The organism is Bradyrhizobium sp. (assembly GCF_035484855.1).
Lineage (GTDB): Bacteria > Pseudomonadota > Alphaproteobacteria > Rhizobiales > Xanthobacteraceae > Bradyrhizobium.
On sequence record NZ_DATHOP010000259.1, the window covers coordinates 1 to 25,868 of the forward strand.

22 protein-coding genes are annotated in these 25,868 nt (G+C 63.4%); 15 read left to right on the plus strand and 7 right to left on the minus strand.

Annotated elements, in window-relative coordinates; genetic code table 11:
• Window positions 1-146: 146 nt before the first annotated feature.
• Window positions 147-608, minus strand: a complete 462-nt coding sequence (locus tag VK804_RS29480) for an Lrp/AsnC family transcriptional regulator (protein ID WP_325751806.1) — start codon at window positions 606-608, stop codon at window positions 147-149.
• 136 nt (window positions 609-744) lie between these two features.
• Between VK804_RS29480 and VK804_RS29485 the strand changes: the two genes are divergently transcribed.
• Together VK804_RS29485 and VK804_RS29490 are read left to right on the plus strand one after the other, a co-directional pair.
• Window positions 745-3,111 (plus strand): transketolase, encoded by a 2,367-nt coding sequence (locus tag VK804_RS29485; protein ID WP_325751807.1) that lies wholly within the window; start codon window positions 745-747, stop codon window positions 3,109-3,111.
• A 292-nt stretch (window positions 3,112-3,403) separates the two neighbouring features.
• Entirely contained in the window at window positions 3,404-4,834 is a 1,431-nt protein-coding gene (locus VK804_RS29490; protein ID WP_325751808.1) for an aldehyde dehydrogenase family protein, read from the plus strand.
• A 213-nt stretch (window positions 4,835-5,047) separates the two neighbouring features.
• Here the strand turns inward: VK804_RS29490 and VK804_RS29495 are convergent, their stop codons facing one another.
• Window positions 5,048-6,016: an SMP-30/gluconolactonase/LRE family protein gene (locus VK804_RS29495; RefSeq protein ID WP_325751809.1), complete on the minus strand. Its 969-nt coding sequence runs from the start codon at window positions 6,014-6,016 to the stop codon at window positions 5,048-5,050.
• 94 nt (window positions 6,017-6,110) lie between these two features.
• Here VK804_RS29495 and VK804_RS29500 point away from each other — a divergent pair, with 94 nt between their 5' ends.
• On the plus strand, window positions 6,111-6,929 hold the full coding sequence (locus VK804_RS29500) for an NAD(P)-dependent oxidoreductase (RefSeq protein WP_325751810.1): 819 nt from the start codon (window positions 6,111-6,113) through the stop codon (window positions 6,927-6,929).
• A 118-nt stretch (window positions 6,930-7,047) separates the two neighbouring features.
• Here VK804_RS29500 and VK804_RS29505 read toward each other — a convergent pair whose 3' ends face one another.
• Entirely contained in the window at window positions 7,048-7,728 is a 681-nt protein-coding gene (locus VK804_RS29505) for a GntR family transcriptional regulator (protein ID WP_325751811.1), read from the minus strand.
• Window positions 7,729-7,897: 169 nt separating this feature from the next.
• Here VK804_RS29505 and VK804_RS29510 point away from each other — a divergent pair, with 169 nt between their 5' ends.
• The 5 genes from VK804_RS29510 (at window position 7,898) to VK804_RS29530 (ending at window position 14,185) form a co-directional block, all read left to right on the plus strand.
• A complete protein-coding gene (locus VK804_RS29510) occupies window positions 7,898-9,607 on the plus strand; it encodes an IlvD/Edd family dehydratase (RefSeq protein ID WP_325751812.1) in 1,710 nt (569 codons plus the stop codon).
• A 251-nt stretch (window positions 9,608-9,858) separates the two neighbouring features.
• Entirely contained in the window at window positions 9,859-10,833 is a 975-nt protein-coding gene (locus tag VK804_RS29515; RefSeq protein ID WP_325751832.1) for a TRAP transporter substrate-binding protein, read from the plus strand.
• 288 nt (window positions 10,834-11,121) lie between these two features.
• A complete protein-coding gene (locus VK804_RS29520) occupies window positions 11,122-12,123 on the plus strand; it encodes a TRAP transporter substrate-binding protein (protein ID WP_325751813.1) in 1,002 nt (333 codons plus the stop codon).
• Window positions 12,124-12,263: 140 nt separating this feature from the next.
• Window positions 12,264-12,848: a TRAP transporter small permease gene (locus tag VK804_RS29525; protein ID WP_325751814.1), complete on the plus strand. Its 585-nt coding sequence runs from the start codon at window positions 12,264-12,266 to the stop codon at window positions 12,846-12,848.
• Window positions 12,845-14,185, plus strand: coding sequence for a TRAP transporter large permease (locus VK804_RS29530; protein ID WP_325751815.1), 1,341 nt, complete (start codon window positions 12,845-12,847; stop codon window positions 14,183-14,185). Before VK804_RS29525 ends, VK804_RS29530 begins: the two co-directional genes overlap by 4 nt.
• A 5-nt stretch (window positions 14,186-14,190) precedes the next feature.
• Here VK804_RS29530 and VK804_RS29535 read toward each other — a convergent pair whose 3' ends face one another.
• Entirely contained in the window at window positions 14,191-14,769 is a 579-nt protein-coding gene (locus VK804_RS29535) for a histidine phosphatase family protein (protein WP_325751816.1), read from the minus strand.
• Entirely contained in the window at window positions 14,766-15,569 is an 804-nt protein-coding gene (locus tag VK804_RS29540) for an enoyl-CoA hydratase/isomerase family protein (RefSeq protein ID WP_325751833.1), read from the minus strand. The genes VK804_RS29535 and VK804_RS29540 overlap by 4 nt, the downstream gene beginning before the upstream one ends.
• 149 nt (window positions 15,570-15,718) lie before the next feature.
• Between VK804_RS29540 and VK804_RS29545 the strand changes: the two genes are divergently transcribed.
• A complete protein-coding gene (locus VK804_RS29545; protein ID WP_325751817.1) occupies window positions 15,719-16,921 on the plus strand; it encodes a cytochrome P450 in 1,203 nt (400 codons plus the stop codon).
• Window positions 16,922-16,924: 3 nt separating this feature from the next.
• A complete protein-coding gene (locus tag VK804_RS29550) occupies window positions 16,925-18,145 on the plus strand; it encodes an NAD(P)/FAD-dependent oxidoreductase (protein WP_325751818.1) in 1,221 nt (406 codons plus the stop codon).
• A gap of 74 nt (window positions 18,146-18,219) precedes the next feature.
• Here the strand turns inward: VK804_RS29550 and VK804_RS29555 are convergent, their stop codons facing one another.
• Both VK804_RS29555 and VK804_RS29560 read right to left on the minus strand, forming a co-directional pair.
• Window positions 18,220-19,173, minus strand: a complete 954-nt coding sequence (locus VK804_RS29555) for a ribokinase (protein ID WP_325751819.1) — start codon at window positions 19,171-19,173, stop codon at window positions 18,220-18,222.
• A 20-nt stretch (window positions 19,174-19,193) separates the two neighbouring features.
• Window positions 19,194-20,087, minus strand: coding sequence for a sugar kinase (locus VK804_RS29560; RefSeq protein WP_325751820.1), 894 nt, complete (start codon window positions 20,085-20,087; stop codon window positions 19,194-19,196).
• 222 nt (window positions 20,088-20,309) lie between these two features.
• Between VK804_RS29560 and VK804_RS29565 the strand changes: the two genes are divergently transcribed.
• The 5 genes from VK804_RS29565 (at window position 20,310) to VK804_RS29585 (ending at window position 25,866) form a co-directional block, all read left to right on the plus strand.
• On the plus strand, window positions 20,310-21,569 hold the full coding sequence (locus VK804_RS29565) for a Glu/Leu/Phe/Val dehydrogenase (protein WP_325751821.1): 1,260 nt from the start codon (window positions 20,310-20,312) through the stop codon (window positions 21,567-21,569).
• A complete protein-coding gene (locus VK804_RS29570; protein WP_325751822.1) occupies window positions 21,566-22,408 on the plus strand; it encodes a VOC family protein in 843 nt (280 codons plus the stop codon). Before VK804_RS29565 ends, VK804_RS29570 begins: the two co-directional genes overlap by 4 nt.
• Before the next feature lie 224 nt (window positions 22,409-22,632).
• The gene (locus tag VK804_RS29575; protein WP_325751823.1) at window positions 22,633-23,340 is read left to right on the plus strand and encodes a TetR/AcrR family transcriptional regulator; all 708 of its coding nucleotides are present in this window, start codon (window positions 22,633-22,635) and stop codon (window positions 23,338-23,340) included.
• Window positions 23,341-24,197: 857 nt separating this feature from the next.
• The gene (locus VK804_RS29580; protein WP_325751824.1) at window positions 24,198-25,007 is read left to right on the plus strand and encodes an ABC transporter permease; all 810 of its coding nucleotides are present in this window, start codon (window positions 24,198-24,200) and stop codon (window positions 25,005-25,007) included.
• 10 nt (window positions 25,008-25,017) lie between these two features.
• Window positions 25,018-25,866, plus strand: coding sequence for an ABC transporter ATP-binding protein (locus VK804_RS29585; protein ID WP_325751825.1), 849 nt, complete (start codon window positions 25,018-25,020; stop codon window positions 25,864-25,866).
• The last annotated feature ends 2 nt before the right edge of the window (window positions 25,867-25,868 follow it).

The following is a 25,868-nucleotide window of genomic DNA, read 5'->3' on the forward strand; positions in this document are numbered from 1 at the left end:
CGCCCAAAGTTGCCCTCATCGCCGTGCTCCGACGCCTCGTCGTCTTCGCCAACGCCGTGCTCAGGTCAGGCCAGCCCTGGAAAGGCGCCTCCGCCACTTGACATGCAACACGGTAGATCCCGGCTCAAGGCCGGGACGACGAAGAATCACACCGGCAGCGCGATCGAATATTTCACCTGGCTCAATGCAAAGCTCGATTCGATTGAGGCGATGCCGTCGAGCCGCGTCAGCTTGTTCTTCAGGAACGCCTCGTAGGACGACAGGTCGGCGGCGACCACGCGCAGGAGATAGTCGCGGTTGCCCGTCATCAGATAACATTCCAGCACCTCGTCCCATTTCGAGATCGCCTTGGCAAAGCGGTTGAGGTCTTCCTCCTTCTGCCGCGCCAGCTTGATGGAGATGAAGACGCTGACATGCAGCCCCAGCGATTTCTGGTCGACGGTTGCGATATAGCGAGAGATCACGCCGCGCTCTTCCATCAGTCTGACCCGGCGGTGGCAGGGCGACACCGACAGGCCGACCTTGTCCGCAAGCTCCTGCATGGTGGTGCGGCCGTCGGATTGCAGGATGGCGAGGATTTTGCGGTCGATGGTATCAAGGGCATGCATTGGGATAAACTCGGGATGATGGGGATAGAATTGGTAATTTATCCCAATATTGGCGGGTATGCCGCTGAAATTTGAGATTTTTGATTGATACGGTGGCGTTAACATCCAGCATCATCCCTGTGGCTGGAGTACCGCCATGCCGATCGAGCCCGCACGCCTCGAAATGCTGTCCGCGCTGGCGCGCAAGGTGCTGTGGTTGTCGTCGTGGACTATCCATCACGCCAACCACATCCGCCCCAATAGCGATGGCCTCAAGGTCGGCGGCCATCAGGCTTCCTCGGCCTCGCTCGCCACCATCATGTCGGCGCTGTATTTTTCCGTATTGCGGCCGCAGGATCGCGTCGCGGTGAAACCGCATGCAAGCCCGGTGTTTCACGCCATCCAGTATCTGTTCGGCCGCCAGACCCGCGCCAAGCTGGAAGATTTCCGAGGCTACAAGGGCGCGCAGTCCTATCCCTCGCGCACCAAGGATACCGACGACGTCGATTTCTCCACGGGATCGGTGGGCCTCGGCGTCGCGCAAACGCTATTCGCCTCGCTGGTGCAGGACTACGTCAAGTCGCACGGCTGGATGAAGGACCGCCCGGAGGGGCGGATGATCGCACTCGTCGGCGATGCCGAGATGGACGAGGGCAACATCTTCGAGGCGCTGCTGGAGGGATGGAAGCACGGCTTGCGCAACACCTGGTGGGTGGTCGACTATAACCGCCAGAGTCTCGACGCCGTGGTGCGCGAAGGGCTGTGGGAAAAATTCGAATCCATGTTCCGGAATTTCGGCTGGGACGTGGTGATCGTGAAATATGGCACCCTGATGCAGGCGGCGTTCGCCGAACCCGGCGGCGAGGCGTTGCGGAAATGGATCGACGCCTGCCCGAACGCGATGTATGCGGCGCTGTGCTTCCAGGGCGGCGCCGCCTTCCGCAGGCATCTCGAAGACGAGATCGGCGATCAGGGGAAGGTCACGCAACTGATCGCGCGGCGCAGCGACGACGAATTGCTGGCGCTGATGTCCAATTTGGGTGGACACGACATGGCCAGCATGGTCGAGGCCTTTGAAGCGATCGATCACGATCGCCCGGTCTGCTTCATCGCCTACACCATCAAGGGCGTCGGCCTGCCGTTCCAGGGCCACAAGGACAATCATGCCGGCTTGATGACGGTTGCGCAGATGGAGAAATGGCGCGCGGCGCAGAATATCCGCCCCGGTTATGAATGGGAAAAGTTCGAAGGACTTTCGCAAGCCCCTGCGGAGTTGGGGGCGTTTCTTAGCCAGGCGGCGTTCAATCGCGACGGCCGGCGCCGCCTCGAGGCGCCCACCATCCAGGTGCCAGAGCGGCTTGCGTTCAAGCCGGCGCCGGTCATGTCGACGCAGCAGGGTTTTGGGCTCGTGCTCAACGAAATCGCGCGCGGCGACAGCGAGCTCGCCGCGCGCATCGTCACGGCTTCGCCCGACGTCACGGTCTCGACCAATCTCGGCGCCTGGGTCAACCGCCGCGGCCTGTTCGCCCGCGCCGAGAAGGCCGACCTGTTCCGCAGCGAGAAGATTCCCTCGACCTTCAACTGGGATTTTTCGCCGAAGGGACAACATATCGAACTCGGCATCGCCGAGATGAACCTGTTCATCCTGATGTCGGCGCTCGGCCTGTCGCATGCCATCAACGGCGAGCGGCTGCTGCCGATCGCAACGCTGTACGATCCCTTCATCGAGCGTGGCCTCGATGCGCTGAACTACGCCTGTTACCAGGACGCGCGCTTCATGGTGGCGGCGACGCCGTCGGGCATTACGCTTGCGCCGGAGGGCGGCGCGCATCAGTCGATCGCAACGCCCCTGATCGGCATGGCGCAGGACGGGCTCGCATCGTTCGAACCGGCCTTCGTCGACGAACTTGCCGTCATCATGGCTTGGGGTTTTGGCCACATGCAGCGCGAAGGCGCCGACGGCGGCGCGGTCTATTTGCGGCTTTCCACCCGCACCATCGAGCAGCCGCAGCGCATGATCACGCCGGACCTGCAAAAAGCCATCACCGATGGCGCCTATTGGCTGCGCAAGCCCGGCGAGAACTGCGAAGCCGTGATCGCCTATACCGGCGCGGTCGCGCCCGAGGCGATCGAGGCGACAGGGTTTGTCGGCGAGAGCCGACGGGATGTCGGGTTGTTGGCGATCACCTCAGCCGACCGGCTGCATTCGGGCTGGACCGCGGCGCGGCAATTGCGCCGCGACCGCCGTGGCCTCCAGCATCTCAGCCATATCGAAAAACTGCTGGCGCCGCTGTCGCGCGACTGCGGCATCGTCACCGTGATCGACGGTCATCCGGCAACGCTCGGCTGGCTCGGCAGCGTCCGTGGCCACCGCGTCGAGGCGCTCGGCGTCGAGCATTTTGGCCAGACCGGCACGATTGACGACCTCTACCGCCACCACGGCATCGACGCCAATGCGATCATCGATGCGGCGGAAGCTCTGACGGCGGGAGCGCCGGTCCGGCACCGCAAGATGGCGGTGTGATTTCTCGGCCGTCGCCCCGGCGAACGCCGGGGCCCATACGCCGCGGCGGTTGTTGTCTTGCTGGATAGTCGACGGCTTCCTTAAACGGCAGGCAGCGGTGGTTATGGGCCCCGGCGTTCGCCGGGGCGACGACCGCCGTCTTGCTTCCTTCACACCGCTCACTTTATATGTAGTGTCTGCCGCAATGCGGCATCCCGCATATGGCGGGTTCAATTGTCCGGGGTTTCGTGCAAGGATGCTTGCCGAACGCTTCGTTCCCTTAATCCATACCCCCGAAATCAAGAGGTTCGCGATGGTCAACCGCATGCAATTCTATATCGATGGCGCCTGGGTCGATCCGGTCGTCAAGAAGTCCACGCCCGTCGTCAATCCCGCGACCGAAGAGGCGATGTATGAGGTTGCGCTCGGCTCCAAGGCCGATGTCGACAAGGCGGTCGCCGCCGCGCGCCGCGCGTTCGAGACCTATTCGCAGACCAGCCGCGAGGAGCGCGTCGCGCTGCTGTCCAGGATCATCGAGATTTACAAGGGCCGCATGAAGGACATCGGCGCCGCCGTGTCCGACGAGATGGGCGCGCCGCTGCCGATGGCGGAACGGCTGCAGGCCGGCGCCGGCCTCGGCCACATCGCCGCCACGCTGGACGTTCTCAAGAACTACCACTTCGAGGAGGCGATCGGCTCGGCGGTGGTGGTGCGCGAGCCCGTCGGCGTCATCGGCATGATCACGCCGTGGAACTGGCCCTTGAACCAGATCGCCTGCAAGGTCGCGCCCGCGCTCGCCGCCGGCTGCACCATGATCCTGAAGCCATCCGAATTCACCCCGTCCTCGGCCTTGATTTTCGCGGAAATCCTGCACGAAGCCGGCGTGCCGAAGGGCGTGTTCAACCTGGTCAACGGGCTCGGCCCCGAGGTCGGCGCCGCCATGAGCGAGCATCCCGACATCGACATGATCTCGTTCACCGGCTCGACCCGGGCCGGCGTCGATGTCGCCAAGCGCGCCGCGCCGACCGTCAAGCGCGTCAGCCAGGAACTCGGCGGCAAGTCGCCGAACGTCATCCTGGAAGGCGCCGACCTCACCAAGGCGGTGACCGGCGGCGTCATGCACATGTTCAACAACTCCGGCCAATCCTGCAACGCGCCGTCGCGGATGATCGTGCCGCTGTCGAAGATGAAGGAAGTCGCCGCCATCGCCAAGGCCGTCGCCGACAAGACCAAGGCCGGCGATCCCCGCGCCGAAGGCACCACCATCGGCCCCGTCGTGTCCCGCATCCAGTGGGACAAGATCCAGAAGCTGATCCAGAAGGGCATCGAGGAAGGCGCCACTTTGGTCACCGGCGGCCCCGGCCTGCCCGAGGGCGTCAACAAGGGCTTCTATGTGCGCCCGACCATTTTTGCCGACGTCACCAACGATATGACGATCGCGCGGGAAGAAATCTTCGGGCCGGTGCTCACCATCCTCGGCGCCAAGGACGAGGAGGAAGCCGTCAAGATCGCCAACGACACGCCGTATGGCCTTGCCGGTTACGTCACCGCCGACACGGTCGAGACCGCGCGCCGGGTCGGCCGCCGCATCCGCGCCGGCAACGTCAATCTGCAGGGCGTGCCGAACGACCGCACCGCGCCGTTCGGCGGCTACAAGCAGTCCGGCAACGGCCGCGAATGGGGCAAATACGGGCTTGAGGAATATCTCGAGGTCAAGGCGGTCGCCGGCTACAACGCGGCGTAGGTTTTGTGATAGCTGCAGCGCCGGAGCGGATGAAAATCCGCTCCGGCGTTTTTTGTTTTGTTGCAGCAACTAACGCCGTCATCCTGAGGTGCGCTCGGCGGCGCAATTGCGCCGCTGGCTTGCGCGCCTCGAAGGATGGCCGCAGGCGCCGAGCCAGTCATCCTTCGAGGCTCGCCCAAGAGGGGGCTCGCACCTCAGGATGACGCCAAAGACCTATCCCCCCGGCGCGCCCTGGGTGTTCACGTACAGCGCGTAGATCGACTGGCTCGCGGCCATGAACAGGCGGTTGCGCTTGAGTCCGCCGAAACAGAGATTGGCGCAGCGCTCGGGCAGCGCGATGCGGCCGATCATGACGCCGTCGGGCGCGAACACCACGACGCCGTCGAGCTCGGGATCGCCCATGCCCCAGCCGCACCACAGATTGCCGTCGATGTCGGAGCGCATGCCGTCAGGCGTGCCGGGGCCGGCATCGACGTGAACGCGCTTGTTGGAGATGGTGTCGCCCTTTGCCGACACGTTATAGGCGAGGATCTTGCGGGTCGGCTCGCCGCGCGACTCGATGATGTAGAGGATCTTTTCGTCCGGCGAGAAGCACAGCCCGTTCGGCCCGAGGATTCCCTCGGCGACGATGGTGGCCTTTAAGGTTTGACCGTCGATCCGGTAGACATTCATGTCGATCTCGGGCTCGGCCTTGTAGCCCTCGTAATTGGCGAGCAGGCCGAAGAACGGATCGGTGAACCAGATCGAGCCGTCGGATTTTACCACGACATCGTTCGGCGCATTCAGCCGTTTGCCCTCGAAGGAATCCATCAGCACCGTGATCGAACCGTCATATTCGGTCCGCACCACGCGGCGTCCGCCATGCTCGCAGGTGACCAGCCGCCCCTGGCGGTCGCGGGTGTTGCCGTTGGCGAAATTCGACGGCTTTCGGAACACGCTGACCGCGCCGGTTTCCTCTTCCCATTTGACGATGCGCTGGTTCGGAATGTCGCTGCACAACAAATAGCGGCCGTCGCCGAACCACACCGGCCCTTCGGCCCAGCGCAGGCCGGTGGTGAGCCGTTCCACCGCCGAAAGCTTCAGCCAGTATTTCTCGAACCTGGGATCGAGCGCGTGGATCGCCGGATCGGGATAATAGGTCGCCGGCTGCCAGCCGGCGCGGGGGGATTTTGCCTCGGACATTTGCTGTTCTCGTTGCTGTTGCGTTTCCTGCCGTTCTGGTTTGCTATCACTGTCGGTGAACGACCGCAAATCGGTCGCATGAACGAGGGATGAAATGCCACGCATATTGATGACCGGCGCATCGGGGGGGATCGGCACGTCCTTGCGAAAACTGCTGCCGCCGATCTATCCGGACCTGCTGCTGAGCGACCTGAAGGCGCCCGCCGATCTCGGCAGGGGCGAAAAATTCAAGGCCGCCGAATTGTCCGATCCGGCGCAGGTCGAGGCGATCTGCGACGGCGTCGACGGTATCCTGCATTTCGGCGGCTATTCGGTCGAAGGCCCCTGGGATTCGATCCTGCAGTCCAACATCATCGGCTGCTACAATCTGTTTGAGGCGGCGCGGAAAAAGGGCGTCAAGCGGGTGGTGTTCGCGTCGTCGAACCACGCGGTCGGCTTCTATCCGCGCTATCACCGGATCGGCACCGATGTGACCGCTCGCCCCGACAGCCGCTACGGCGTCAGCAAGGTGTTTGGCGAAGCGGTCGGCGCGCTCTATGCCGACAAACACGGGCTTGGGGTGACCTGTATCCGGATCGGCAATTTCGGCGACAAGCCGCTCGATCATCGCCGGCTAGCGATCTGGCTGAAGCCGGAAGACCTGGTGCAGCTCTGCCGGATCGGGCTCGATCATCCCGACATCCATTTCGAGATTTTCTACGGCGCCTCCAACAACGAGCGCTCCTGGTGGGACAACCACCGCGCCTACGACCTCGGCTATCGCCCGACCGGCCGGGCGGAGGATTTTCGCGAGCATGCGATGGCCGAGCAGGCCAAACTGCCGCCCGATCCGGTCGGCGACTTCTACCAGGGCGGCGCGTTCTGCGGCATGGAGTTCGACGGCGACAGGAGCCGGATTATCGACTTGAAATAGTTTTCGCGTCATTCCGGGGCGCGCGAAGCGCGAACCCGGAATCTTGATGTTATTTTGCGATCCCTCAATCACTTCGAGATTCCGGGTTCGTGCTTCGCGCGCCCCGGAATGACGGCGGCTAGCCCGCCCCGATCCGTCCGAGATAATCCGACTTGCTGAATTGAATATGATCGACGCAGAGTTGCGCCAGCCCCCAGCTGTCGCGGCCGCGCAGCAGTTCGATCATGAATTCGTGCTGGCGGCGCGACAGCGCCAGTCCCTCTCTGTCGGCGAGATTTTTCGCGCGCATCGGCAGCGTCAGATTCATATAGTCCTGCAGCGAGCGCACCAGATAGGGATTGCCGCTGGCGGAAAACAGCGCGACGTGGAAGGCGTCGTTGGCTTCATGGATGCCGCGCAGATCCTGCGCGTCGGCCCTGGCGCAATATTCCCGCTGCAATTCGGTGAGTTGTTCGATCAGCGCAGGCGGCGCGGGTAGCGCGATCATCAGCGCCGCCTGCCGCGTCAGCATTTCCCGCACCTCATAGATCTGCCGCACTTCCTCGGCCGAATAGAACCGCACGGTGGCGCCGATGTTCTTTTCGCGCAGCACGATACCCTGGCGCTCCAGCTGGAACAGCGCCTGTCGGACGAAATGCCGGCTGGCGCCGTAGCGGCCCATCAGCGTGTCCTCGACCAGCCGCGAGCCCGGCGCGAAGCGGCCGAAGATGATGTCCTCCTCCAGCCTTCGGATCACCTCGGCCTGTTCTTCCTCGCGCGTCAGCGTCGAGGTTTCCGGCTGAGAAGCTTGCGGCTTCATGGGTGTTCACTTCGGTTCATTGCCGGAAATCAGCACGGTCCGGCCTCTATTGTCAATAATGGCGGCTCTTTTGGCGCCAAATTATGTGATTTGGCGACTCCAAGATCGGATATTGACAATAATTGGCTGGACTCCTTTAGTGCGGATCAGACGACAGGAAACCAAGAAAATGGCTGACGGACTTCGCAAGGGACTGACGAGCTACGGGGACGCCGGCTTTTCGCTGTTCCTGCGAAAAGCCTTCATCAAGGCGATGGGCTATTCCGACGACGCGCTGAACCGCCCGATTGTCGGCATCACCAACACCTACAGCGACTACAATCCCTGTCACGGCAACGTGCCCCAGATCATCGAGGCGGTGAAGCGCGGCGTGATGCTGACCGGCGCCATGCCGATGGTGTTTCCGACCATCTCGATCGCCGAGAGTTTTGCCTATCCGACCTCGATGTATCTGCGCAATCTGATGGCGATGGATACCGAGGAGATGATCCGGGCGCAGCCGATGGACGCCGTGGTGGTGATCGGCGGCTGCGACAAGACGCTGCCGGCGCAGATCATGGCTGCAGTGTCCGCCGACCTGCCGACGGTGGTGATCCCGGTCGGGCCGATGGTGGTCGGCCATCACAAGGGCGAGGTGCTGGGCGCCTGCACCGATTGCCGCCGGCTGTGGGGGAAATATCGCGCCGGCGAAATCGACGACGTCGAGATCGAAGCGGTCAACGGCCGGCTCGCGCCGTCGGTCGGCACCTGCATGGTGATGGGTACGGCGTCCACCATGGCCTGCATCACCGAGGCGCTCGGACTGTCGCTGCCGATGAGTGCGACGATTCCGGCGCCGCATGCCGAGCGTTTCCGTTTGGCAGAGGCTAGCGGCAAGGTCGCCGCCGCGATGGCGGTGGCGAAGGGACCGAAGCCGAGCGAGGTGCTGACGAAATCATCGTTCCGGAACGCGCAGGTGGTGCTGCAGGCGATTGGCGGGTCGACCAACGGGCTCATTCATCTGACCGCGATCGCCAACCGCACCGAACATCGCATCGATCTCGAAGCCTTCGACAAGCTCGGCCGCGAAGTGCCTGTTCTGATCGACCTGAAACCCTCGGGCGAGCATTACATGGAGCATTTCCATCATGCCGGCGGCGTGCCCAAACTGATGGCACAGCTCGGTGAGCTGCTCGATCTCGATGCCAAAACTATCACCGGTGCGACGCTGCGCGATGTGGTCGCAGCGGCCGAGGAAGTGCCGGGACAGGACGCGATCCGGCCGCGGAAGAATCCGATCAAGCCGGAAGGCGCGATGGCGGTGCTGCATGGCAATCTCGCCCCGCGCGGCGCCGTCATCAAACATTCGGCGGCGAGCCCAAAGCTGCTGCAGCATACCGGCCGCGCTGTGGTGTTCGAGTCGGTGGAGGATATGACGCTGCGGGTCGACGATCCCGCGCTGGACGTGACCGCCGACGACGTGCTGGTGCTGCGCAATGCCGGCCCCAAGGGCGCGCCGGGCATGCCGGAGGCGGGCTACCTGCCGATCCCGCGAAAGCTGTTGCGCGCGGGCGTGAAAGACATGGTGCGGATCTCGGATGCGCGGATGAGCGGCACCGCGTTCGGCACCATCGTGCTGCACATCACGCCCGAATCCGCGGTCGGCGGTCCGCTGACGCTGGTGAGGTCCGGCGACATGATCCGGCTCGATGTCGAAAAACGACGCATCGACCTGCTGGTCGATACCGCCGAACTCGAAAAACGCAGCGCGGCGCTGAAGCTGCCGCCCACGCCGGAATGGGCGCGTCGCGGCTACGCGCATCTGTTCAACGAAACCATCCTGCAGGCCGATGAAGGCTGCGATTTCGATTTCATGCGGGTTGGCGGATCGTCATCCTGAGGTGCGAGCCTCTACGGCGAGCCTCGAAGGATGACAGCCCCGGTGCTGGCAGCCATCCTTCGAGACGCCGCGCGAGAGCGCGGCTCCTCAGGATGACGGTAGTGCGTGCTGCTCAGCGCAGCCATCTCGCATTTGCGTCGCCGCCCTTTGTTTGATTGACATCCCGACAACCCCGATGGGATGATCAAAGAAAAATTCAGACATCGGGAGGGGAGACAATGAGCAATCTGCGACGGATTTTCGCTGCGGCCATGGCCGCATCCGCCATCATGGCGGCCGCGAGCGTGCCGACATCGGCGCAAGAGGCAAAGCATTATCGTTTCGCCTACGACCAGCCGAAGACCACGGGCTATGGCATTCTCGGCGATATCTTCGCCGACAAGCTCAAGGAATTGAGCAAGGGTACCATGCTGATCGACCAGTATCCCGGCGCGCAGCTCGGGCAGGAGCCGCAGGTGCTGCAGCTCGTCAAATCCGGCGACGTCGAGTTCTGCATTTCATCCTCGGCCAATGCCGCGACGCTGTCGCCGCAGGCCGGCGTGATGTCGATGCATTTCCTGTTCCGTTCCGAAGCGCACCTGGTCAAGGCGATCGCGGACCCCGAGCTGTCAAAGGCCGTCAAGGCGATGATATCGGAAACCGTGCAGGGCGCGCGCGTCATCGCGCTGTCGACGCTTGGCCTGCGCAGCATCTATTCCAAGCGCGAGATCAAGAGCGTCGCCGACATGAAAGGCCTCAAGGTGCGGGTGCAGGCGACGCCGACCGAGGACACTACATTTCCGGCTTATGGCGCCCAGATCGTGCATATGCCGTTCGGCAGCGTCTATACATCGCTGCAGACCGGCGTCGTCGACGCCGCCGAAAACGGCGTCAACGTCTATCTCGCCAACAAGCACTACGAGGTCGCCCCCGTGCTTTCGATGACGGAGCACGAGGCCAATAACAGCTTCGTTTGGGTCAGCGACAAGACCTGGAACAGCCTGACGCCGGAACAGCAGGGCTGGGTGCAGGCCGCGGCCGACGAGGTCAACAAGAGCCAGCCCGCCAAAGCGATCGAGCTCGAGCATCAGTCACAGGACAAGCTGAGAGCGATTGGCGTGAAGATTGTCACCGACGTCGACAAGTCGGGCTTCATTGCGGTGGCCGATCCGTTGCTCGACAAGCTCGCCAAGGAACTCGGCCCGCACGCCGAGAAGATCAAGAACCTGATCCGGGCGATCAAGTAGCTCGCGACGTAGCTGGGTTACATGCCGTGATTTCGTAGGGTGGGCAGAGGCGCGTCTGCGCCGTGCCCACCGATTCATCTGAGGGCAGCGTGGTGGGCTCGCGGAGTTTATCATCGGGCGCGCATTCGCGCGTCCCGTACGAGCTGCGCCGGACGACGTCATATTATCGATAATTTTGCTGGGCTTTCCTCTCCAAGATTGTCTCTGGCGGTCTAATCCCGATGTTTTATTGACAATCTTGCCGGCTTGATGGGAAGATTGCCAAAATCAAAACAGGGGAAGCGCGCGATGAATTGTCTGAAAAAAATGACGGGCCTGACGGTTGTGGCCGCGGCATTGCTGTTCGCGGCCAATGCCGGCGCGCAAGAGACAAAACACTATCGCTTCGCCCACGATCAACAGCTCAATTCCGGCTACAGCGTCGCCTACGACATCTTCTCCGCCAGACTCAAGGAATTGAGCAAGGGCACCATGCTGGTCGACCAGTATCCCGGCGCCCAGCTCGGGCAGGAACCGCAGATCCTGCAACTGGTTCGCTCCGGCGATATCGATTTCGCGATCGTCTCGTCGGCCAACGCCTCGACGATCGCGCCGCAGTCCGGCGTGATGTCGCTGCATTTCCTGTTCCGCTCCGAGGACCACATGATCAAGGCGACCGGCGACCAGAAGGTCTTCGAGGCGATCCGCGACATGATCGACGACACCGTGCAGGGCATTCACGCGATCGGGCTCGGCACCCAGGGTTTCCGGAACATGTACGGCAAGAAGGAAGTGCACAAGGTCGACGATCTCAAGGGCTACAAGGTCCGCGTCCAGGCTACCGCGACCGAGGACACGATGTTCGCCGCCTATGGCGCGCAGACCGTGCACATGCCGTTCGGCAGCGTCTACACCTCGTTGCAGACCGGCGTGGTCGATTTCGGCGAGAACGGCGTCAACGTCTACTTCATCAACAAGCACTACGAAGTGGCGCCGATCTTGTCGATGACCCAGCATGAGGCCAACATTGCGATCGTGTGGATCAGCGACAAGCTGTGGCAGAGCCTGAGCGCCGAACAGAAGCAATGGGTACTGACCGCGGCGACGGACGTCAGTCAGCAGGAGCCGAAGCGGGCGTTCGATCTGGAACGCTCGGCGGCCACAAAGCTGGAGAAATTGGGCGTCAAGATCGTCGCCGATGTCGACAAGACCGGTTTCCAAAAGATCGCCGATCCCTATCTCGACAAGCTTTCCAAGGAGCTCGGCCCGCACGCCGACAAGATCAAGACTTTGATACGGGCGATCAACTAGGCCAACGAAACGAAGGTCGTCATGCCCGGACTTGATCCGGGCATCCATCGATCTTCGTGAGAAGTTCTTCTGAAGAGGATGGGTTGCCGGGTCAAGCCCGGCAACGACACGAAGATGCCGGGACGATGGAGAGCCTGCCGATGACCATCGCCGACAAACTGGTGCTGCAGAAACAGCATCACCTGAAATGGCAGGCGTTCGACCGGCTCGAACTGGTCCTGATGATCATCTGCGGCATCCTGTGTTTCGGCTTCTCGCTGTCGGTGACCTGCGACATCGTCACCCGCACCATCGGTCATCCCTGGCTGTGGCTGCAGGAAGTCACCTCTACGCTGTTCATCTATGCGATTTTCATCGGTGCTGCGGTCGCCACCCGCCGCAACGATCATCTTTACCTCACCGCGATCTCGGATGCGCTGCACGGCACGCCGCGGCTGATCGTCGAGATCGTCATTCGCCTGGTGGTGCTCGGCGTCGCCTGTTGCCTGATCTGGTTCGGCTACATCAACTTCCTCCGCGGTTTTGGGAGCTTCCGGCTGCCCTCGGGGACGCCGATCGCTTCGCTCTATGCCGCAATCCCGTTCGCGGGCCTGCTGATCGCGCTGTTCACGATCGAGCAGCTGGTCAACGGCATCAAGAACGGATTTGACCATCCGGAGCCGCTGGATGAGGACCTGCCTGGTTCGCCCCTCGATACCGGCCTGAAGACGAGGGTGGGTCTGTGAGTTCACCGGTCGTCCTCGGGCTGATGTCGTTCTGTTTCCTGTTCTTCGGCTATCTCGGCGTGCCCGTGCCGTTCTCGCTGATGGCCGGCGTGTTCGTCGGCGCCTCGCTGACCGATGTTTCGCTGGCGGCGATCGTGCAGAAGATTTTCGACGGCATGGATTCCGAAGCGCTGCTGGCGATCCCGTTTTTCCTGCTGGTCGGCGAGCTCATGAGTTCGGCCAACGTCGTGGTCCGGATCGCCAATCTGTCGCTGTCGCTGGTCGGCCACATCCGGGGCGGGCTGTCGCAGGTCGTCGTCGTCTTCAGCATGTTCTTTTCGGAGATGTCGGGCTCGACCACCGCCGACGTCGCCGTGATGAGCCGGGCGCTCGCCGGCCCGATGAAGCGCGAAGGCTACAGTCCCGCCTTTATCGCCGCCATCATTGCCTCGGCCTCCACCATCGCAGCCCTGGTGCCGCCGAGCATCACCGCCGTGGTCTATGGCGCGGTCGGCAACGTTTCGATCGCAGGCCTCTTCATGGCGGGCGTGGTGCCCGGATTCATGATCGGCTTCGGGCTGATGATCTACTGCTATTTCTTCGGCCCCTCCGGCATGCGCAAGCCGCGCGCGCCGTTCCGCCAGGTCATATTCGCAACCGGCGACGCCGCGCTGCCGCTGATGATTCCGGTGATCCTGCTCGGCGGCATCCTGACCGGCTGGTTCACTCCGACCGAGGCCGGCGTGGTCGCGGTAGCCTGGATCATCGCGGTCGTGATCCCCGCGCTCAACCGCGGGCATTTCGGGAAAATCCCCTACGATTTCTGCCTGGCCGGGCTGATCTTCTCGCTGCCACTGATCACCATCGGCGCCGCCAACGCCTTCGGCTGGATGCTGGCCTATTTGCGCGGCGCCATCGTGATCGCTGACTGGATCACCTCGATCGCCGGCAACGATCCGCGCTACATCATGCTGCTGATGGTGGCCTTGTTCACGGTGATCGGCGATTTCATCGAGCCGGTGCCGACCATCATCATCTTCATGCCGCTGGTGAACGCGCTGACGCAGGCCGGCGACATCAACGGCGTGCATATGGGCGTGGTGCTGATTGCCACATTGGCGTTCGGCCTGATCACGCCGCCTTACGGGCTGGTGCTGCTGATGGCCTCGAAATTCGTCGGCGTCAGTTTCGGCAAGGCGCTGCGCGCGGCGCTGCCGATCTATGTCGTATTCCTGGTGACGATTTGCTTCACGATCTTTTTCCCGAAGGTGGTGCTGTGGCTGCCGAAACACGTGATCCCGGAATCGGTCGGCTGCTTCAAGTCGCCGGCGGGGACGGGATATATCTGCCCGGAGTGATGCCTCTATACTTCGTCAACCGTCCAGTCATTGCCGATCCGGTTGAATCGGAAGGGCACCCCATGCCGGTTGTCGAACCAGCATCGGCACAGCGCTTGCGACATCGACTGCATCACGGCGTCGTGGCACACGAATAGAATATCGGCTTGTAGGTGCCGGTCCAGCCAGCGGCCGACGCACCGCAGCGCCCGCTCCGAAACGTGAGCCCATGCCTCGCCATCCGCCGGCAGAATGGTCGCCAGGTCTTCCATCGCCGTGATGCCGTGCTCCTGCATGGTTTCGCGAATGGATTTTCCTTCGAGGCTACCGAAATCGCACTCTATCAGGTCGGCGTCCACGAGGACCGGCTTGCATGATGCTTCGGCGACGATGTCAGCGGTCTTCACCGCGCGGATCAGCGGACTACTGACGATGTGATCGAATGCGACGGTTTGCAGCCGCAGCGCTGCCGCGCGGGCCTGGGCGATGCCTTCGTCGTTTAGGGGAATATCGGTGCGGCCCTGAAAGCGGCCTTGCCGGTTCCAGTCGGTGACGCCATGCCGCAGACAGAGAAAGGAGCGTGACGGCGCCGCGTATTCTTTCACGCCGGCTTCGACTTGCTGGTGAACTTCTTCACCGCGACGCGAAATTCCTCGGTGTGCATGGCCTCGATGATCTTGTCTTCCTCGGCGTCGAGCTGCTGCCTGGTCGGCGTCACCGCGGCCTGGTAGACCAGCGACTTGGTGCCGGCGATCGCAGCCCGCGAATTTTGCGCCAGCCGCTGCGCGAATTGCCGTGTCGCGGCCTTCAGCTCCGCCGCCGGAACGATCTTGGCGACCAGGCCCCAATCAAGCGCCTGCTGCGCGGAAAAGCTGTCCTCGGCCAGAAATATCTGCAAGCTCCGGCGGACGCCGACGGTGCCGACGATGCCCACCGTGCTGCCGCCATCCGGCGACACCCCGATCTTGCCATAGGCCGGGGTGAAGCGGGCGTCGTCGGCGGCGATGCAGAGATCGGTTACAAAAGCGAGCCCCATGCCGGCGCCGGCCGCCGATCCATGGACGCTGGAGAGCACGATCTTCGGCATCCGCCTGATGGTCTCGATGAACGCGTGATAATGTTTCAATAGTTCGCCGACCACGGGCGCGATGGTGTCCGACGCTGCTGCAGCGCCGATGGTCTGCAGGTCGCCGCCGGCGCTGAAGGCGCGGCCTTCGCCCTCGATCACCAGCACCCGGATGTCGTCGTCGGCCTCGACCTCGGCGCCTAACTGTTCCAGCTTCTTCGCGATCGACAGGTCGACCGAGTTGAACGCCGCCGGCCGGTTCAACGTGATGGTGGCGATCGGGCCCTCGATCCGGAGCAGCGCCGGATCGTCGGGAAGGGAGGCGGCTTGCGCGGGCATCGTCATTGGAGAGGTCTCGCGTCGGGAGGGTTAACGGGCATTTAAATAGCAGAAGGGAAGTGGTGACAATCCCCGCCCGAGGTTGCAAAATGCGGATCAATGGCCAAGCGGGTCACCGCATTGCAACAGCCGAGGACGGGAGCAGGCGCGTGAGCACAGATACGACACTCGACCGTCCGGTTTCCACCGTCGATCCGTTTTCGCACGAATTCCTGCGCAATCCCTATCCGCATCACGAGGCGCTGCGCGAGGCGGGATCTGTGGTGTGGCTCGAGCAATACGGCATCTGGACGATGGCCCGGCATCAGGAAGTCCGCGATGCGCTGACGGACTGGCAGACCTATTGCTCGTCGGCCGGCGTCGGCCTGAGCGATTTCCGCAAAGAGCCGCCATGGCGTCCGCCAAGCATCATCCTGGAGGCTGATCCGCCGCTGCACACCCGTACCCGCGCGGTGCTGACGCGTATCCTGTCGCCGGCCGCGATCAATGTTCTGCGCGAAACGTTTGCGCGCGAGGCCGAAGCGCTGGTCGCCCGCGTGGTCGAACAGCGTGAATTCGACGGCATCGCCGATCTCGCCGAGGCCTATCCCCTAAAGGTGTTTCCGGATGCGGTCGGCATCTCGGAGGACGGCCGCGAGAACCTGTTGCCCTATGGCAGCATGGTGTTCAACGGTTTTGGTCCGCGCAACGACCTGTTCGAGAAGGCGATGGCCTGTGCCGGGCCGGTGCGCGAATGGATCATGTCGAAATGCAGCCGCGCGGCGCTGGCGCCGGATGGACTGGGCATGCAGATTTTCCAGGCGGTCGATTCCGGCGAGTTGAGCGAAGCCGAGGCCGGGATGCTGGTGCGCTCGTTCCTGTCGGCCGGCGTCGATACCACGGTGTACGGGCTCGGCAACGCGCTCTATTGTTTTGCCCACTATCCCGAGCAATGGACCATCCTGCGCGAAAATCCCAACCTGGTCCGCGGCGCCTTCGAGGAGGTGCTGCGCTTTGAGGCGCCGGTGCAGACCTTCTTCCGCACCACCACCAGGGCGGTCGAGGTGTCCGGCGTGCGGCTGGGCGAGGGCGAGAAGGTGCTGCTGTTCCTTGCCGCCGCCAACCGCGACCCGCGCCGCTGGGACCGGCCCGATGTCTTCGACGTGCGGCGCCGCGCCACCGGGCACATGACGTTCGGCACCGGCATCCATGGCTGCGTCGGACAGGCAATCGCCCGCCTCGAGAGCGAGGCGATCCTCGGCGCGCTCACCAAGCGAGTCGCGTCGTTCGAGCTTGCGGGCGAGCCAAAACCGCGGCTGAACAACACGCTGCGCGGTCTCGACACTTTGCCGCTTCGCGTGGTACCTGCCTGAGCGATGACGCAAGGGACAGTTGTGATCGCCGGCGCGGGGCATGCGGGTTTCCAGCTCGCGGCATCGCTGCGGCAGCATGGTTTTGCCGAGCGCATCTGCCTGATCAATGACGAGCCGCATCTGCCGTATCAGCGGCCGCCGCTGTCGAAGGCCTATCTGAAAGGCGAAGGCCGCCCTGACAGCCTGATGTTCCGGCCCGACAAATTTTACCGTGACCAGAATATCGAGCTGATCGCCGATCGCGCCGCTTTCATCGATCGTGCCGCGCAAAAGCTCGTGCTCGCCTCCGGGGCGTTTCTCGATTACGGCCACCTGGTGCTGGCGACCGGCGCGCGCAATCGGCTGCTCGACATCCCCAACGCCAATCTGGTGGATGTGCGCTACCTGCGCATTCTCGACGAGAGCGAGGCGTTGCGGCGTCGGATGGAGCTGAGCCGGCATGTCGTCGTGATCGGCGCCGGTTTTATTGGGCTCGAATTTGCCGCCACCGCGCGGATCAAGGGCCTCGAGGTCGACGTGATCGAGCTCGGCCCGCGCGTGATGGCGCGCGCGGTGACGGCCGAAATCTCGGAGTATTTCCAGGCCCGCCATGCCGCCGCGGGCATACGCATTCATCTGGGCGTGCAGGCGACGGCGATCGAGAACGATGGCGATGATGTCACCGGCGTCAGCCTTAGCGACGGCCAGCATGTGCCGGCGGACCTCGTCGTGGTCGGCGTCGGCGTGCTGCCCAACGTCGAGCTCGCGGCCGAAGCCGGCCTGCCGGTGGCATCGGGGATCATCGTCGACGAGCAATTGCTGACGCAGGATCCGAACATCTCGGCGATCGGCGACTGCGCGCTGTTCGACAGTCCGCGCTTCGGCGGCTCGCTGCGGCTGGAATCCGTGCAGAACGCCACCGACCACGCCCGCTGCGTCGCCGCGCGCCTCACCGGCAATGCAAAACCCTATGACGGCCAGCCCTGGTTCTGGAGCGACCAGGCCGACGACAAGCTGCAGATCGCGGGGCTGACCACCGGCTACGACCGCGTCGTGGTGCGCGGCGATCCCGCGCAGCGGGCGTTCTCCGCGTTCTGCTACAAGGGCGCGCAGCTGGTCGGCATCGAGTCGGTCAATCGCGCGGCCGACCATGTGTTCGGGCGGAAGATTCTCGGCACGGCCAAGTCGATCGCGCCGGAACAGGCGGCCGATCCCGCTTTCGACCTGAAGGCGGCGCTGGCGTGAATCGTCGTCCCGGCGAAGGCCGGGACCCATACGCCGCGGCTTATCGTTCGGGCAAGCTGATCGTGGCCTTTCACTCAACAACGACATCCTGTGGTTATGGGGTCCCGGCCTTCGCCGGGACGACATGCGGAGAGAACTTCCGCCGCCGTCGGCATCGAGGGTGCCGCGCCCATGCGCTGCACGGAGATCGATGCGGCCGTGTTGGCGTAAGCGAGCGCCTCGCCAATCGGCTTTCTTTGCGCGAGTTGCGCTGCCATCGCGCCTACGAAGCAATCTCCGGCGCCGGTCGTATCGACGGCCTTGACCGCACGGCCCGCGACGATCAATGGCTCGCCATTGACGAGCGCCAGCACGCCGCGTTTGCCCAGGGTCACGCAGATGGTCTTGTCTCTGCCGGCCTGCAGCGAGCGCGCCGCCTCGATGAATCGCGCGTGATCATCGGTGTCGCGAAGCTCGGTCTTCGCGAGCAAGGCAAGTTCGTTTTCGTTGAGGATCAGGACATCGGCGAGATCGAGCAGGTCCCGCTCGCACGCGAGCGCCGGCGCCGGATTGAGGATCGTGGTCGCTCCTGCCATGCGGGCGCGGTTGAAGAAGGCGCTGATCGTGGCCAGCGGAATCTCGAACTGGCTGACGGCGATATCGCCTTTCGCCAGCGCAGCCGCGCCGACATCGGCGGTACTGACGAGTCCATTGGCGCCGGGAATGACGACGATGGTGTTGTCGGCATTGGCGGTGGTGATGATCGCGGTCCCGGTGTGAGCCTCGTTCGTCTGCCGCACGAAGCTCAACTCAATTTCCTGCGCCGCGAGGAACGCCATCAGCTCGTCGCCGAATAAATCCTTGCCGAGTCGGCCGATCAGCGCGACCCGCGCGCCGAGTTTGGCGGCGGCGACCGCCTGGTTGGCGCCCTTGCCACCGGGAAAATAAAGCACCTCGCGGCCCGCGACGGTTTCGCCGATGCGCGGATGGCGTTCGGCGGTCGCCACCACATCCATGTTGATGCTGCCGGCAACGAAGACGCGGCCCATGCTATCCCTGATTCATCCCCTCACGCGCCGCTCGCGAACGCCATCTTGACCACTTCGATGTCGGTCAGCGTCGGCAAGCCGGCCTCGTTGCCGAGCCGCTGGATCTTGTAGGTGGAGGCTGCACGCGCGAACACGAAATGGTCGTGCCAGCTTTTGCCCGGATGGCTCAGGTATGAATAGATATAGGCGCCGTGGAAGACGTCGCCCGCGCCGTTGGTATCGATGACGCGCTCGCGCGGGATCGGAAGCGCCGGCAGGCTGCGGACGGCGCCGGTCTCGTCATACCACAGCAAGCCCTTCTCGCCGAGCGTGACGCCGCCGACGCGGCAGCCGCGGCTCTTCAGGTAATCCAGCATCTCTTCGACCGTCTTGTCCATCTGCTCGCACAACCGCTCGGCGACGATCGCGACGTCGATGAATTCCAGCAATTCATGGGTATTGCTGCGCAGGCCGCCGCCGTCGAGCGAGGTCAGGATGCCGGCCTCGCGGCAAAGCTTGGCGTAGTGGATCGCCGCATCCGGCTGGTGGCCGTCGATATGCAGCGCACGGCATCCCCTGAGGTTGAGGATCGGAAATGGATGAATGTGCTCGTCGTCGCGGCAGCGCACGATCGCCCGCTTGCCGTCCTTCGGCATGATGAAGGACAGCGAGGAGGCGTTGACCTTGCGCGGATGGATCGAAATTCCATACTTGGCGCTCATGTCCTGGAACATCCGCCCCAGCCAGTCATTGGCGACGGTGGCGATCAGGTCAGGCACGACGCCCAGTTTGGCGCAGCAGAACGCCGCGGTGACGGCGTTGCCGCCGAACGACACTGCATAATCCTTGGCGACGTGCTTCTCGTCGCCGGTCGGCATGTGGTCGGTGATGAAGGTGACGTCGATATAGGTCTGTCCGATGAAGAGGGCCTGCATTCGTTTTCCGTCGTGGTGAAGGGTGGTCCCGGCGGCGCCCCCACATTAGCACCTGAAATCGGGAGCTTCGCTGAAATTATTCGCAAATTCAGCGCCATAATCGCTTGAGATAGCCCTGTGGCGGGACTACGACCGTCCGCGGGCAGCTCAGCGCGCGCCGTGGCCTTCCGGCCTCGCGGCTGATGTTGGAATCGCAACAGCTGAGATCAAGGGGAGGCAACGATGACCGTCTATTCCGGACCGGTATTCGACATGGCGGTGAGCCAGTTCGCTGTCATCGCCGATCATCTCGCAATTCCCATGGACGAGCGCGACCGCCTGCTGCTGCCCAAGCGGGGGATCACGGTATCCTGTCCGATTCATCGCGACGACGGCTCGATCGCGGTGTTTGAGGGTTATCGCGTGCAGCATCACCTCACCCTCGGTCCCACCAAGGGCGGCACCCGCTTTGCGCCCTCCGTCGACATCGGCGAGGTCGCGGCGCTTGCGATCTGGATGAGCTGGAAATGCGCCCTGGTCGGTCTGCCCTATGGCGGCGCCAAGGGCGGCGTGCGGGTCGATCTCTCGACATTGTCCAGGCATGAACTCGAGGCGCTGTCGCGCCGTTACATGCAGGAGATGATCCCGTTCGTTGGGCCGCATGTCGACGTGATGGCCCCGGACATGGGCACCAACGAGCAGGTGATGGCCTGGTTCATGGACACCTATTCGATGTACCAGGGCCGCACCGTCACCGAGATCGTCACCGGCAAGCCGGTCGCCTCCGGCGGCACGCTCGGCCGGCGCGAAGCCACCGGGCGCGGGGTGGCGCATCTCGCCCGGCGCGTGCTGAAGCAGCTCTCGATCGACCTCAATGGCGCCAGCGCAGTGGTCCAGGGTTTTGGCAATGTCGGCTCCTATGCCGCGCTCGGATTGTATCAGTTCGGCCTGAAGGTGATCGCGGTCTCCGACCACACCGGCGCGCTGCATAACCCCGCCGGCCTCGACATTCCGGCGCTGACGCGGCATGCGACCGAGCATGGCAGCATCGCCGGTTTCTCCAATGAGCTTGCCTTCGATCCCGCACAGCTCCTCACGCTGCCCTGCGACGTGCTGGTGCCGGCGGCGTTGGAGCGGGTGATCGACGCCAAGATCGCGCAAAACCTGAAATGCCGGGTGCTGGCGGAAGGCGCCAACGGCCCGACCACGCCCGAGGCCGATCTCGTGCTGGAAAAACGCCAGGACGAGATTTTCCTGATCCCCGACATCCTCTGCAATTCCGGCGGCGTCGTCGTCAGCTATTTCGAATGGGTGCAGGATTTGCAGCAACTGTTCTGGGAGGAGGAGGAAGTGACGCGGCGCGAATACCAGATCCTCGACCGCGCCTTCGACCAGATGGTGATGCGCTCGAAAGTCGACAAGATTCCGCACCGCACCGCCGCGATGGCAATCGGCGTCGAGAAGGTCCGCGCCGCCAAGACCACGCGCGGGCTGTTTCCGTGATCAGCGGGATCGACCACGTCGTCGTGCTGGTCGACGATATCAAGCTCGCCTCGGCTTCCTGTCAGACCCTGCTGGCGCGGGCGCCGGCCTGGCAAAACAGCGGCGATGGCGCCGACCGCGTGCTGTTCACGCTGGAGAACGTGACGCTCGAACTGATGGCGCCGAGCGGTTTCAGCGTCGCCGCCGATCGCATCCGCAACGTCATGAAGATCTGGGGCGAGGGGCTCGCCAGCATTTGTTTTCGTGTCGCCGACATCGCGAAAATGCATCGCCGGCTCGATCGCGTCGCGCTGAAGCCGGATCCCATCGCCGAGGTCGAGAGCCGCGATACTGGCTCGGGCGGCGTCCTGCACTGGAAGCGCACCCGCGCCGCGACCGAGCTGACGCGCGGCGTCCGCATGTTCTTCCTCGAACTCGCCGGTGAACGTCCGATCTCGGTCATGACCGCCGATGCGCCGATTCTCGGGCTCGACCACGTCGTGGTCTCGACCGAGGATCCGGAGCGGGCGGCGGCGCTGTACGGCGCGCGGCTCGGGCTCGACATGGCGCTCGACCGCTCGCATCAGGAGTGGGGGCAATTGATGTTCTTCCGCTGCGGCGATCTCATCGTCGAAGTGGTGAAGCGGCCGGTCGCCGGCAACGACAAGGCCAACGACAAATTGTGGGGCCTGAGCTGGCGCGTCGCCGACATCGAGGCCGTGCGCGCGAGGCTGCTCGCTTCCGGCATCGACGTCTCCGAGGTGCGCGCGGGCCGCAAGCCCGGCACCCGCGTCATGAGCGTCCGCTCCGGCACCTGCGGCATCCACACGCTGCTGCTGGAGCGGACGGAAAGGGCGTGATTTTCCTTTTTCCTTCTCCCCTTGTGGGAGAAGGTGGCGCGAAGCGCCGGATGAGGGGTTGCCGCAGACGCCGGTGCTTGCTGATGCAGACCCCTCATCCGTCCACGATACTTCGTATCGTGGCCACCTTCTCTCACAAGGGGAGAAGGGAAGAAGCAGCCCGCTTCATTCTCAAACCCCTTCGCCCGTGCTACATCCGCGCCACACACACCCGGACACACCCCTTGGCCAAGGCAAAGCAAGTCCCAAAATGGCAGCGCGATCCGCAAGGCATGCGGCTGCGCATCCTGGAGGCCGCCAAGGCCGAGTTCGCCGCCCATGGGCTGGCGGGCGCCCGCGTCGACCGCATCGCGGCGAAGGCCGGCGCCAACAAGCGCATGTTGTATTATCACGTCGGCAAGAAGGACGACCTCTATCTCGCCGTGCTCGAAGGCGCCTATGAGCAGATCCGCGTCGAGGAGCGCGCGCTCGATCTGGAGCATCTCGATCCGCCGCGCGCGATCGAGCGGCTGATCGACTTCACCTGGAATTATTTTATCCGCAATCCGGAATTTCTGGCGCTGCTCAACACCGAAAATCTGGCGCATGCGCGTCACCTCAAGCGCTCGACCAAGGTCAAGTCGATGCATTCGCCCTTTGTCGAGATGATCCGCACCGTGGTGCGGCGCGGCGTCGACAGCGGCGATTTCCCGGTCGCGGTCGACCCTATTCAGCTCTACATTTCGATCGCGGCCTTGTGCTTCTTCTATCTCTCCAACAGCGCCACGCTTGGCGTGATCTTCGGCCGCGACCTCTTGAGCCGGGAGGCGAGAGACGAGCGCCTCGCCCACATGGCGGCGCTGGTGCTGGCGGCGCTGACCGGAAAATCGATGGCCGTATTCGGCAAGGCCAAGCCGGCGAGGGCGCGGGCTCACGTGCAGCAGCCGGCGTGAACATATTCTTCGTCCCTGCGAACGCAGGGACCCATACGCCGCGGCGCTGGTTTTGACGGACGGTGTTCGACAGCCTGCATGCAACAACAGAAGCCTGTGGTTATGGGTCCCTGCGTTCGCAGGGACGACGAAGATTTTGAGGTCGTCATTGCGAGCCAACGGGGCGCGCATTCGCGCGACCCGTTGGCTCGCAATGACGGCAAGACATGACTCCCCGATCTCGCCGCATGCTTTTTTGCGCGAGGTATTCATTTATTCCCGCCCTCTCAAACAAAGGGCGCAGGGAATGCCGGGCGCCCGATGCGCCCAATAGCCGCGTGTGCAATGGGTAGAGGTAGAGCGCACACGCGTTGTCAGGTCACACCAGAATCACCCGGCATTCCCCACGCAATGGTTTACGGATTATGGGCGCGCTCTCCCCGGTGCTCGGGCTTTTTGGCCACCGTCACCCGCGAAAGTTTCCCTTCACGAACTTGACACCAGCGTCGAGGTGCCAGGACCACGCGTCTTTTCCGTCCGCGTCCGGCGCCGTTCGTCAAAGGCACCATCCGCGTCCACCGCATCCCGCCCCGCGTTGTTGACGTTGCGCAACGCCCCTTTGGTGGGGCGGGACGGGAAGCAATATAGGATAATCCGAATATTCTGACAACCAGAATATTTTTGCGCGACGGGCTTGACAAGCAGGCCGGGCAAGGACGTTGGGACGCTGGTGATTTGCCCGTCAGGCCGTCGACATGCGGTCGGAGTCCGCATCCCGATCCGGTTCGTGGCGATTTTGTCATCGGAAATCCGCTAGACAGTATTTATCCAACAAGTTAATTTGTGCTTCGAAAACGAACCAAACCAGGGAGCGAAGCGTGGCCGAATTGAAGGGTCGGTCGGGCGTGGCGAAGGCGCTGAACGCGGCGTGGGTGCGGCCGTTTCTGTTTCTCATCTTCATCGTGGTCGGCTGGGATGTCGCGATCCGGCTGTTTCGGATTCCCGCCTATCAGATTCCGGCCCCCGCCGATGTCGCCATGGTGCTGTGGCAGGATTGGCCGGAGCTGCTGCGGCAGGCCTGGCCCACGACCAATGCCACGATCTGCGGCTTCCTGCTGTCGGCCGCGTTCGGCATTCCCATGGCCATGCTGATTGCGGGCTCGAAGACGGTGGAGAGCTATGTCTATCCGCTGCTGGTGTTCTCGCAGTCGGTGCCGAAGATCGCGATCGCGCCGCTGTTCGTGGTCTGGTTCGGCTTCGGCCTGATCCCGAAGGTGATCTCGGCGTTCCTGCTCGGATTCTTCCCGGTCGTGGTGTCCGCGGTGCAGGGTTTCAAATCGGTCGATCCCGACATGGTGGATCTGGCGCGCGCGATGCAGGGCAGCCGCTTCCATGTGTTCTGCGCCGTCAACCTGCCGCATGCGATGCCGGCGATCTTTTCGGGGCTGAAGGTTTCGGTGACGCTCGCCGTGGTCGGCGCGGTGGTCGGCGAATTCGTCGGCTCCAATTCCGGCCTCGGCTATGTGCTGCAGCGCTCGATCGGCACTTTTGACCTGCCGACCATGTTCGCGGCGCTGGTGGTGCTGGCGCTGCTCGGCGTGCTGCTGTTCTGGATCGTCGATCGTATCGAACGTTTCGTGATACCCTGGCATGTCAGCCAGCGCGCGGACATCATTTTCGCTGCTTGAACGGACCTGAATGACGCCAGCGACCAAGACCCCAGACGCCGAGCAACCGGGCGCGCATCTGCGCCTGGTGTCGGATCGCGCGGCTTCCGCCACGCCGGACATCAAACTCACCGGCGTGTCGAAAACCTATCGCTCGCACGATGGCGACGTGGCCTCGCTGCGGCCGCTGGATTTCCACATCAACTCGAGCGAATTCTTCGTCGTGGTCGGACCATCCGGCTGCGGCAAGTCCACGCTGTTGAAAATGATCTCCGGCCTGTTGCCGCCCTCGGGTGGCGAGATTTTTGTCGAGGGCGAGCCGGTCACGAAACCGCATGGCAATGTCGGCATCGTGTTCCAGAACGCGCTGCTGCTGCCGTGGCGCAATATCCTTGATAACGTCATGCTGCCGATCGACATGAAGCGGCTGCCGCGCGAAAAATACCTGCCGCGCGCCATGGCGCTTTTGAAAATGACAGGGCTTGACGGCTTCGAGAAAAAACTGCCCTGGCAATTGTCGGGCGGCATGCAGCAGCGGGCTTCGATCTGCCGGGCGCTGGTGCACGATCCGAAGATCATGCTGATGGACGAGCCGTTCGGCGCGCTGGACGCGATGACGCGCGAGCGCATGAATGTCGAATTGATGCGGATCCAGCGCGAGACCGGCAAGACCGTGCTGCTGATCACGCATTCGATTCCGGAAGCCGTGTTCCTCGCCGATCGCGTGCTGGTCATGACCGAGCGTCCCGGCTCGATCGCTGCGATCTACGACGTGCCATTGCCGCGCCCGCGTTCGCTCGACGCCATGGCCGATCCGGTTTTCACCGAACTGGTGCAGCGCATCCGCAGGCACTTTTTCACCGACAGCGCGCTGGATTAAGG

What these genes read in the sequence shown, in the direction of transcription:
- VK804_RS29480 (WP_325751806.1), bottom strand. Translation starts at nt 608, where the DNA reads ATGCATGCCCTTGATACCATCGACCGCAAAATCCTCGCCATCCTGCAA.
- VK804_RS29485 (WP_325751807.1), top strand. Translation starts at nt 745, where the DNA reads ATGCCGATCGAGCCCGCACGCCTCGAAATGCTGTCCGCGCTGGCGCGC.
- VK804_RS29490 (WP_325751808.1), top strand. Translation starts at nt 3,404, where the DNA reads ATGGTCAACCGCATGCAATTCTATATCGATGGCGCCTGGGTCGATCCG.
- VK804_RS29495 (WP_325751809.1), bottom strand. Translation starts at nt 6,016, where the DNA reads ATGTCCGAGGCAAAATCCCCCCGCGCCGGCTGGCAGCCGGCGACCTAT.
- VK804_RS29500 (WP_325751810.1), top strand. Translation starts at nt 6,111, where the DNA reads ATGCCACGCATATTGATGACCGGCGCATCGGGGGGGATCGGCACGTCC.
- VK804_RS29505 (WP_325751811.1), bottom strand. Translation starts at nt 7,728, where the DNA reads ATGAAGCCGCAAGCTTCTCAGCCGGAAACCTCGACGCTGACGCGCGAG.
- VK804_RS29510 (WP_325751812.1), top strand. Translation starts at nt 7,898, where the DNA reads ATGGCTGACGGACTTCGCAAGGGACTGACGAGCTACGGGGACGCCGGC.
- VK804_RS29515 (WP_325751832.1), top strand. Translation starts at nt 9,859, where the DNA reads ATGGCCGCATCCGCCATCATGGCGGCCGCGAGCGTGCCGACATCGGCG.
- VK804_RS29520 (WP_325751813.1), top strand. Translation starts at nt 11,122, where the DNA reads ATGAATTGTCTGAAAAAAATGACGGGCCTGACGGTTGTGGCCGCGGCA.
- VK804_RS29525 (WP_325751814.1), top strand. Translation starts at nt 12,264, where the DNA reads ATGACCATCGCCGACAAACTGGTGCTGCAGAAACAGCATCACCTGAAA.
- VK804_RS29540 (WP_325751833.1), bottom strand. Translation starts at nt 15,569, where the DNA reads ATGCCCGCGCAAGCCGCCTCCCTTCCCGACGATCCGGCGCTGCTCCGG.
- VK804_RS29550 (WP_325751818.1), top strand. Translation starts at nt 16,925, where the DNA reads ATGACGCAAGGGACAGTTGTGATCGCCGGCGCGGGGCATGCGGGTTTC.
- VK804_RS29555 (WP_325751819.1), bottom strand. Translation starts at nt 19,173, where the DNA reads ATGGGCCGCGTCTTCGTTGCCGGCAGCATCAACATGGATGTGGTGGCG.
- VK804_RS29560 (WP_325751820.1), bottom strand. Translation starts at nt 20,087, where the DNA reads ATGCAGGCCCTCTTCATCGGACAGACCTATATCGACGTCACCTTCATC.
- VK804_RS29565 (WP_325751821.1), top strand. Translation starts at nt 20,310, where the DNA reads ATGACCGTCTATTCCGGACCGGTATTCGACATGGCGGTGAGCCAGTTC.
- VK804_RS29585 (WP_325751825.1), top strand. Translation starts at nt 25,018, where the DNA reads ATGACGCCAGCGACCAAGACCCCAGACGCCGAGCAACCGGGCGCGCAT.